8 protein-coding genes are annotated in these 9361 nt (G+C 70.2%); 2 read left to right on the forward strand and 6 right to left on the reverse strand.

Annotated elements, in window-relative coordinates:
• Window positions 1–11 precede the first annotated feature (11 nt).
• On the forward strand, window positions 12–1694 hold the full coding sequence (locus ACY45C_RS08515; RefSeq protein ID WP_462187085.1) for a PAS domain-containing protein: 1683 nt from the start codon (window positions 12–14) through the stop codon (window positions 1692–1694).
• Between the two features lie 24 nt (window positions 1695–1718).
• On the opposite strand, the gene ACY45C_RS08520 is transcribed toward ACY45C_RS08515, so the two are convergent.
• From ACY45C_RS08520 to ACY45C_RS08545, 6 genes are all read right to left on the reverse strand, one after another.
• A complete protein-coding gene (locus ACY45C_RS08520; protein ID WP_462187077.1) occupies window positions 1719–3272 on the reverse strand; it encodes a hypothetical protein in 1554 nt (517 codons plus the stop codon).
• 438 nt (window positions 3273–3710) lie between these two features.
• Window positions 3711–4205, reverse strand: a complete 495-nt coding sequence (locus tag ACY45C_RS08525) for a DUF6912 family protein (RefSeq protein WP_462187078.1) — start codon at window positions 4203–4205, stop codon at window positions 3711–3713.
• Window positions 4206–4270: 65 nt separating this feature from the next.
• A complete protein-coding gene (locus ACY45C_RS08530) occupies window positions 4271–5311 on the reverse strand; it encodes a patatin-like phospholipase family protein (RefSeq protein WP_462187079.1) in 1041 nt (346 codons plus the stop codon).
• Window positions 5312–5542: 231 nt separating this feature from the next.
• The gene (locus ACY45C_RS08535) at window positions 5543–6046 is read right to left on the reverse strand and encodes a helix-turn-helix domain-containing protein (RefSeq protein WP_462187080.1); all 504 of its coding nucleotides are present in this window, start codon (window positions 6044–6046) and stop codon (window positions 5543–5545) included.
• A 516-nt stretch (window positions 6047–6562) separates the two neighbouring features.
• The gene (locus ACY45C_RS08540) at window positions 6563–7900 is read right to left on the reverse strand and encodes an AAA family ATPase (protein WP_462187081.1); all 1338 of its coding nucleotides are present in this window, start codon (window positions 7898–7900) and stop codon (window positions 6563–6565) included.
• The gene (locus ACY45C_RS08545) at window positions 7897–8670 is read right to left on the reverse strand and encodes an SAF domain-containing protein (RefSeq protein WP_462187082.1); all 774 of its coding nucleotides are present in this window, start codon (window positions 8668–8670) and stop codon (window positions 7897–7899) included. The genes ACY45C_RS08540 and ACY45C_RS08545 overlap by 4 nt, the downstream gene beginning before the upstream one ends.
• Window positions 8671–8978: 308 nt before the next feature.
• On the opposite strand from ACY45C_RS08545, the gene ACY45C_RS08550 reads away from it, so the two are divergent.
• Complete coding sequence (locus ACY45C_RS08550; protein ID WP_011435224.1) at window positions 8979–9215, forward strand: helix-turn-helix domain-containing protein; 237 nt, start codon at window positions 8979–8981, stop codon at window positions 9213–9215.
• Window positions 9216–9361: the final 146 nt, after the last annotated feature.

The following is a 9361-nucleotide window of genomic DNA, read 5'->3' on the forward strand; positions in this document are numbered from 1 at the left end:
GGGGCATCACGATGAGCGGCGCCCGGGATCCCCGATCGTCAGACATGTTCGACACGACCGCTTGGAAAATGTTCTGGCGGATTGTCGAAAACTGCCCGGTCGCGGTATTCGCCACCGATGCGGCAGGCCGGTATCTCTTTGTGAACCGGCCGTGGTCCAAGTTGACCGGCGTTACCCGCGACGAGGCGGTCGGATGGGGATGGCAACGCATCGTCCATCCCGGCGACGTAGCGAACGTCGGCAGCCGGTGGCGGCGCCTCGTCACGCACGGCGACGGGTTTTCGATCCAGGTCCGGTTGATCCGACCGGGTGAACCACCCTGCGACGCGGTCATGCAGACGATGGTGACCTCGGCAGGGGACGGTAGACAACGGATCGTCGGCACCCTCACCGTGCCGTCGGCCAGTGCGTTCGGGAACGCCGCCGGGCCGGTGACGGGTGTGCCGGTGACGGGTGTGCCGGTGTCCTCGCCGCGGGTCCAAGGGCGTCACTCCCCGATCGGCCCATCGTCCGCGGGCCAGCCCGATACCGACGACGTCGCCGTCCAGGAACGGGCCGAACCCGACCTCGCTTCCCGCGAACCGACGTCTCACGAACCGGCGCATCACGAACCGGCCGATCTCGAACACCTTGACGACGGGCAGGCCGAGCTCGACCGCCTTCGCCGTCGCGAGGCGGCTTTCGAACTCGCCGCTCTCGATCCCGACCTCCTCGACGGGCACCTGCTCGATCAGGATCTCCTCGGTCTCCAGGCCCTCGCCTCCGATGGGGTGCCCGCGGGCGATCTCGACAGGTTCGGCGTGTTCGACGGACCGGGCCCGTTTGATCTGCCGGACCAGTCCGACCGGTCGGATCGCCCCGATCGGGTGGACGAGATAGCCCGCCTGGACGGGCTGGACGGGCACGGTGACACCGAGGAGACCGATCTCGTCGACGCGGCCGGGGACCGCGAGGACGACGGCGAGTACCCGCGACGCGAAGCACCCTCGGCCTGGCCTCGGGCCGACCAGTCCGATCGGGGCTGGGAATGGTCTGTTCCGCTTCCCCGCCGGCCGGTTCCCGGCGAACCGACGCCGGGCCGGGCGACATCCCGCGAAGCCACCGAGGATCGGCCCACAGTCGGGTTTCCCCGCGGGACGCTCCCGCCTGGCGCGGAGTGGCGCGCGGCCGTGGCCCTGCATCGCAGCGAGAATGACGACCTGCGTCCCTTCGGACGCGCCAGGGGCTCGAACCACACCTGTGGCTGCCCGTTCACCGAGGCCCGACGGATCGAGGAGGCATGCCGGGACCGGGAACGCTGGCTGACGACCCTGCTCGCCGAACTGACGACCGCCGTGCTCATCGCCGACCGGGACGGGCGTGTGGTGGCGGTGAACCAGGTGTACTGCGATCTGTTCGATCTGGCGGACCTGCCCGTCGACCTGGTCGGAACGGATTGCCGGCTGCAGCTGCGTCCCCGGCCCGGGCTGGTGGACGATCCATCCGGATTCGCGACGCGCCTGGACACCCTGCTCCGTCGACGGCGGACGCTACGCCGGGAGGCAGTGATGTTCGCCGACGGGCGGGTGTTCGAGCGTAGCCACATCCCGCTGACCGCGGCCGACGGCTACCGCGGCCATGTCTGGCTCTACTCCGACGTCACCGACCGCCGGATCCTGGAGGCTGAGATCGAGGGACTCATCTCCGGACTGTGACGAGCGAGGTGGACGGCGGTCCGGTCAGTAGACGCCGCCGTAGTGCCGGGCCTGCAGATCCTGGGCCTGGCCGACCCAATCATCGGAGACGATGCGGTCACCGAAGCCATCCAGCCGGTGAGCGAGCCGCTCGACGTCGGTATCACCCATTTCGGCCAGCTGACTGAAGGTTGTGATGCCCAACGCCCGCAGCCGGGCCTCGATCACCGGGCCCACGCCGACAATCTCCTTGAGGTTGTCGCCGCCCGACCGCACTGGATCGAGGAGACCGTTCCACCGCGGCGCGGGTTCCAGCACGACCCGGCTACCCGTACCCGGCTGGCCGCTGGCCCCGTTCGTTCCACCGGTGCTCCTGCCACCGGTGCTCTTCACGCCGCAGCCACTCCCCTGACTACTCGACGGCGGTCCGCCCGGGGCCGGTGGCCGGTTCTTCGTGGCAACGCCGCTCGCCTGGACCGTCGCCCCCGAGATGTTCGCCCCGGGCGACAGAGCCAGGCCGTGCGCGGGCAGCGCGCTCTTCGACGGCCCCGCCTCGTTCGGGGTGACCGCGAGGTTCGACGAGACCACACCGCCCGCGGCAGCAACCCCGACCGCGACGGCGGCCTCGGCGGTGGGGGCAGCCTCGGGATGCTCGGCACCGGCTTTCTCGTCAGAGGAGGCCTGGCCCAGAAGCGCCTCGGATTTCGCGATCCGCCCCAGCAGGCTGAGCCGTTCGGCCGCCCATTCGGCCTGGTGCCGATCCAGCCGGGTGGTCATGGTGGCCACCTGGCGTTGCGCGTCCTCCGCCTCCGTACGGGCCATGGCCAGTCGGGAGGAGAACTTGGCCGCCCGGCCCTCGGCCTCGACGAGCTGTCTGCGCAGCAGCTCGGCCTCATGGGCGAGCTCCGCCGCCGAAGGGCCGGCGGGATCACCGCCCGCCCCCGGGGAGCCCGCCGGCACCGGGCCGGCGGCACCCGGGCCGACAGTACCCTCGCCGGCGGCACCCGGGCCGGCCGGGAGGGCCTGGGCCGCGCCGGGTGTCACGGCGTACGCCCGGGCCCGCATCGCTGCCTCGATCTCCTCGACCCGGGCGCTTGCGATCACGGCATGGCGCTCCGCCTCGGCGATCCGCCGTTCGGACTCCGCGGCACGCTGTTCGGCGACAGCGAGCCGGGCAGTTAGATCCGCCTTCTCCAAGGCGACGTCGTCACGCTGCCGGCGCAACCGGGCGATCAGCTCGGCGGCCTGCCCTGTGCCCGTGCCGCGGGCGCCCGAACCGGGGACACCCGTGTCGGCGTCGCCGACGCACGCCGCCACGGCGTTCCCGGCCTCGGCAGCATTCCCGGCATTCACGCGGTTCACGTCGTTCGCGGCTGCCGCCTGATCGGCTGACGGGACCGCGCCGGGGCGGGATTCGTCGAGGCCCAAGCCGGTGCCGGCCGGCGTCTCCACCGATCCCGCCCGATTCCGCGCGGCGTCAGCGTCGGCGTTGCGGGCCTGCCGGCGCAGCGGCGCGATCAGGAAGACCCAGGCCAGCGCCGCACCAATGAGCATCGCCACCAGCACGTATGCCAGGATCTGCCCGGCGAGGTACAGCATGGGCTGCCAGCCTCCTTACCGCGGTAGGTCGGTCGAGATCACACCTGCCAGCGGGGGTGACATCTCGGTACGAAGGTTGTGGGAAGTGGAGCCCCCTCGGCGCCATCCAGGTGGTGACCCGGTCGCCGCCGCAAGACTCCCCAGCATTATTCGCAACGCCCGGCATCGGCCGCACCCGGGGAGGTTCAACCGTTGTCCACGTCGATCTCCCTGGGTGGGAAATCACCGTTCACGGACGGCAGGCGACGAACAGCACCCCAGGGAGGAGTGAGGAGTATGGGAAGACAACCGCGAGGGCCGCCCGTCGGGAACATTTCACGCCAGCTGGTCACCAGTCCAGACAGCATGCCCCAACGAGCCGTCAACGTGCGTGGTCTCCTCCGCCGCGCGGGGGAGACCTCCGCCCCCGCGCACCCAACATCCGCGTCTCCGTCGGGGTCAGAGAAGACCGGGGAGCTCCTGAGGCGCGAACCACAGCAGTTCGAAGCCCTCGACGCTGTCCACGGTGAAGGCGGCGTCATCCCCACCGAGATCGGCCTCGACGATGCACTTCGCCGCCGCCGCGACCGCCGCGACAACCTCCTCGTCGTCTCCGTCGTCGACATGGATGGCCTGCACGGCCGACCACGGCACCGGGAAGTCCACCTCGACGGCACCCTGCTCAAGATCATCTCTTACCCGCACCTCGCCGTCCGCGACATCGGCCACGAAGACCATGCGCCGGCGCGGCGCGGACGGGTCGGCGTCCAGCAGCCGCAGGCTTGCCCGGCCGGCGTCGTGCAGCGCCGCGTACTCCAACTCCTCCTCGGACTCCGACTGGGCGTACCACTCGCGCGTCGCGGGGGTGACCGCGAATCCGGTGCCTGGGGGGATGCGCGCGGACTCCCAGACCGATCGGGCGACGGCCAGCGTGGACGGGAGATAGATGCGCACCCGCTCAGTGTGCAACCAACCGGGGCGAGCCGGCTACGAGGACCAGGTCAGCCACGAGGACCAGGTCAGCCGGCCAGGCCGAGCCCAAGCCGGCCCCCGCTCGCCTCGGCGTCGTCGGTGGCCCCGGCCACGCCGGAACGGGCGGAACGGGCGGCGGCATGCAGGGCCTCGCCCGTCGTACGCAGCGCCGTCTCGAACACCTGGGCCCGCCGGGTCAGATCCATCACGTTTCCGCCGATGACCTCGAGATCCTCCGGACCTGGGCAGAGCACCGTCACCCGGGTGCCCGCCGCCTCCACCATCTCGACCTCCCGCATCAGCCGGCGGGTGGCGGCCCGGCGGACCTGGCGTTCGACCCGGGCCACCGTGCCACGGGGTCGGTCGAGGTGGAACGAGCAGGCCGGGGCGAGCACCAGGATCTCCGCGAGGCCCGCGTCGGCGAGAAGATCGACCGATGCGGGCGATCGGGTTCCGCCGTCAACGAATCGCTGGCCGTCCACCGCGACCGGGGCGTACCAGCCGGGAATGGCACACGACGCCATCACCGCCTCGGACAAGGTTGCCCGAGGCGCATCGGCCACACCGAACAGCACGCGCTCACCGGTGTCGAAGTTCATGGCCACCACCCGCAGCGCGGGCCTGGTGGGCCACCCGGTCGGATCGAGGCCCTTGCGGTCCATCGCCGCGGTCACCAGATCGCCGACCGCGGAGATCTTCCCACGGCCCTGTGGAAGCATCGCCGCCAGCGTGACCATCGGCGAGGACCGCCGGGGGTGCCGGGCACTGGCCGTCAGCAGCCTCGGTGAACCCATGCGCATCCGGGGGCGCGGGGGTAGGGAAGCACCGAGGTCGCGGTAGTCAAGAACGGGATCCCCCGCCTCGTAGATCCCCCGCTCGGAATTGGCCATCACGTCGATGCCGATCCCCAGACCGAGCAGGGCCGCGACCACCGAGCCGGCGGACGTGCCGACCACCAGGTCGGCTCCGCTCAGATTACGGCCGGTCGCGGTCTCGACCGCCCGCATCGCGCCGATCATCCAGGCGGAGCCGAGCACTCCACCGGCTCCCAGGACCAGACCTCTGCGTGGGGCCCGTTTCCTGGTCATAGTCCACCTCCCGGCGCGGCGACCGGGAAGGGAGACGCATCGCGCTGGGATGCCCGCCGCCCGGCATGCTCGCTGCCATGTGGGCCGCCCGGTCGCACCTGGGCCGACCCGCCCACAAACGGCGTGCCCGCCTCGTCGGGACGGCCGGGGATGGGCCGGTAACAGTCCATGGTCCGCGTTGACCGTACCTTGCTGCTCCCGGCGCTCGAAGCGCCCGGGCAGTCCACCGGACTACTCCGGCGGCTCCTCGCTACTCTCTTCGGGGAAGCTGGTCTCCAGCACTCCCCAGTTCCGCAGCCGCTCGGCGAACTCCTGGGGGGTCGTGTCGTGGAGCAGGGCGAGCGCACGCACGTCGCCATCCCGGATGGACAGCACACGGCCGGCGTAGTCGTCCCGTTGGCGCTGGATCTGGGCAACCCACCGACGGACGAGAGCAGAGGAGTCCGGCGGAGCCTCGCTCAGCTTCTCCAGGTTGAGCACCGTACGTGGGCGACGCTCCCGCGGCGGCAGCTGATCCTCGTTGGGCAACAGCGCCGAGACCGGGACTCCGTAGAATCCCGCGAGTTCGGAGAGTTGATGCACGCTGATCATGCGGTCACCGCGTTCGTAGGAGCCAACGGCAGCGGTCTTCCACCGCCCCCGCGACTTCTGCTCCACTCCCTGCAGCGACAGACCCTGCTGTATCCGAATCGCCCGCAACCGGGCGCCCACGGCCTTCGCGTACTCTCGGCTCACCCGACACACCCCCAGCCGTCTCGAACGAGCATCACGTACCTCTCGCCGCGCCCATAGGAGATCAAGGTACGACTCGTGTGGTGCTGGCGAGGCATGCTCCCACTAGCGTAACGTTGCCGAAAGAGACCGCTCGCAGATACATATACGATGCTACGTTACGTGACTTTCTTGTACGACTTCTCTCGCATCTCAGACTCTACGGATTAAGAAAGCTACTCTATGTAGTAAATTTTATAAGGTCGGAAGCTATCAGTGAGATCTCTCTCACGACTTGACCGAAGTTCCTCCACACAGCGATGCCCCCAAATTGCTCGTTGTAACCGCCCCCACTACACCAAGATGGCGACACGAATACTTTATGTCACGGTTACGCCAAGGGCGTAACCGTGAGTTGCCGACGCCGCGCAAGCAATCGGCCGGACGGCAGCAGGCCCAGCGGGGGATGCGGCCCCGGCTCGTCCGTCGGGACGGCCTGCCCGCTCACCAAGATCATCTGGTTCGCCGGACTCACCGAGTTCACCGGGCCTGGCGCCGCAGGCTCCCCCGCCGACGGCGGGGAGCCGCCGGGCGGCCAAGCAGCCGGCCGGCCAGCTCCCTGATCGCCAGCCGGGCCGGGGAGGTCGGAGCGATGTCACGCAGGAGCTGTCCGGCCACCTGAGCGGCGTCCAGCCCGGCGAGGTCGTAGGGCACCAGGGCCACCGGCTCGGTCCCGGTGTGGCGCAGAATCGCCCGACTGACCTCGCGGGCCGGGTCTCCGCCCACGACCGAGGCGCGCAGCCGGTTCACCACGACAAGCGGGTCGACGGAGGGGACGGTCTCCCGCAGGTCGGACAGTCCCCGCACAAACCGGACCAGACCGACCGGTTCGGCAGACGCCACCGCCAGCACGACGTCGGCCGCGCCCAGCACGGCGAGCGTCGCTCCGTTACGCCGGGGCGCGGAGGTGTCGAACGACAGTTCCTCGTCCGTCTCCAGGCAGAACCCGCAGTCCACAACGACGAAGGACGCCAGGCGCCGGGCCATCGACAGCACGGTCTCAACGGATGCCGGGCGTAGCTCGGGCCATCGCGAGGGGCGGGGGATGCCGGGCAGCACTCGCAGGCCGCCGCCCAGATCACGGCACAGTACAGCGAGCCGGGGCACGTCCAGCAGCCCCTGGTTGGCCGACCGGGCCGCCGCAGCCAGACCGGGGGCCTCCTCGAGCAGGCCGACGAGCTGCCCGACCGCGCCGCCGTAGGAGTCGGCGTCCACCAGCAGGGTGGAGGTCCCCAGCCCGGCGAGTTCGGCGGCCAGGCACAGCGCGATCGTGGTGCGTCCCGGCGCGCCGGCCGGACCCCATACCGCGATCACCCGGCCCACCCGGCCGTCGCCCGGTCCGATCGGCCCCACGCCGTCGGTGACACCGATGGCCGGGGCGAGCGGCCCGAACCCGACGAGTGGTTCGCTGTAGGAACCGGGCGCCCGGGTCGCCGGCGCGGCCGCGTTCGTCGCCAGCGCCCGGGATGCCTCGACGACCGCTCCCGCGATGACCTCCGCGGTGGCGTCCGAGGGGATGACCGCGGCCACGCCGAGCTGCCGCAGCCGCCGGTCGCCGTCCTCGTCGCCGGGGGCGGTCAGCCCGACCACCGCAATGCCCGCCATGGCCAGGCGGGTCAACGCATCCCGGTCAAGCCGGCGCAGGTCCGCAGACAGCAGGGCAGCCCGGGCCGCGCCGGTGGTCGCCGCGGCCAGCAGGTCCGGCAGGTCGACGCAGCGGCGCACCACCGTAACCCCGAGGTCGCGACGATCGAAGGCCGAGACCAGGCCGGCCTCGACCATCGCATCGGTGACAGCGGTGAGGATCGGCAGGCTCACCGGCCGTACCCCGGCACGGTGGTCGGTCCCGTCGAGCCGACCCCACCGCGGGAGTCGCGCTCAATCTTCACGACGTCGACCCGCTCGCTCTGCGAGGCCGCGACGGCCTGGATGGCGTTGTCCACCGGTACGCGCAGCGTTAGCGAACGGTCCCCGTTGGTCAACTTCTCGAGGCTGACAAACTCGACGTCGTGCAGGATCAGCACCTCGGCCCCCGCGCCCGCGGGCGCGGCCGGTGTGCTCCGGCCGGCCTGCTGATCGCCCCCGGTAGTGCTCGGCGCGACGGCGCCGCTCTGGAACACGAAGACGTCCACATGGTCACCCGGTCCGAGAGCCGGCAGCCGCCCGGCCTTCACGATGATCGGCACCAGCCGCGTCGGCTGGGTGTTCTGGCCGGCGAAGTCGGGCCCGCTCACCAGCTCGCCGGTGTCCACCGGCCGCGCCAGGGTGGCGCCGACCAGGTCGTCGAGACGGCTTCCCGGGTAGTAACGACCCGAGGTCCTCTCGTCGAGCCTGGCCGGCACCGTGGCGAGATCCCCGGCGACGATGATGTGCCCGGCCGGCATGTCCACCTTGGCGACCACCCACTGGTGGGTCGCGTCCGCGCTGGCGAACAGCCGCGCCCCGACGACCACCGAGACGAGCACGAGTAACACCCCGACGAGCAGCCGGGAGTCACGCCACCGTCGGCGGGTCAACCGACGGGCCGGGGGTGATGCCGGTGGCGGGGACGCCTCCGGGCGGGCCGGTGCCGCGGCGAGCTCGGTCACCGGGAGACCTCCCTTTTCTCCTGGCCGGACCATTGGTACATGTTCGCACCTTCCGGTCGCAGAGCGTACGCGGTCGTCGGCCCTGAGCCCAGCCAAACCAGCGAGGAATCGGATGCGGACCGAACGGGATCCGTCGACCTCTGGGCCAGGCGGGCACGGGTAGCGGACCAGTCCAGTACCTGCGAGCACGGGCTTTTGGCGGTATCCGCGTGCACTTATCCACAAGCACGCGCATCCGGACGCGATAAGCGGTGGTATCTCTGATACACACGTGAGGAGAGACATCTGCCCTCAGAAGGAGGACTTTGATGAACGACCGCTTCCTTCAACTCAGCGATGTGGCGGACATCCTCAACATCTCCTCCAGCCAGACCTACGCGCTTGTCCGCTCGGGCGAGCTCCCCGCCATCAAGATCGGGGGACGGGGTCAGTGGCGGGTGGAGCGCACCGAGCTGGAGGCGTACATTCAGCGCGCCTATGAACAGACCCGGGCCTTCGTCGCAGCCAATCCGATGAGCCGTAACGAGGCTCCGCCCGAGGACTAGGGGGACGTAATGAAGTAACAAATACGTGATCGAGAGCATCATCGCAGGTCACAGGCCTGTGGAGGGTTCGAAACGCGCAAGTTATTTCATTTCGACTCCTAGTACTCCAACCCGACTTTTGTGATCAGTTGAGTTGTAGCTTCACG

It is taken from the genome of Frankia sp. CcWB2, assembly GCF_977927585.1.

What these genes read in the sequence shown, in the direction of transcription:
- ACY45C_RS08515 (WP_462187085.1), top strand. Translation starts at nt 12, where the DNA reads ATGAGCGGCGCCCGGGATCCCCGATCGTCAGACATGTTCGACACGACC.
- ACY45C_RS08520 (WP_462187077.1), bottom strand. Translation starts at nt 3,272, where the DNA reads ATGCTGTACCTCGCCGGGCAGATCCTGGCATACGTGCTGGTGGCGATG.
- ACY45C_RS08530 (WP_462187079.1), bottom strand. Translation starts at nt 5,311, where the DNA reads ATGACCAGGAAACGGGCCCCACGCAGAGGTCTGGTCCTGGGAGCCGGT.
- ACY45C_RS08550 (WP_011435224.1), top strand. Translation starts at nt 8,979, where the DNA reads ATGAACGACCGCTTCCTTCAACTCAGCGATGTGGCGGACATCCTCAAC.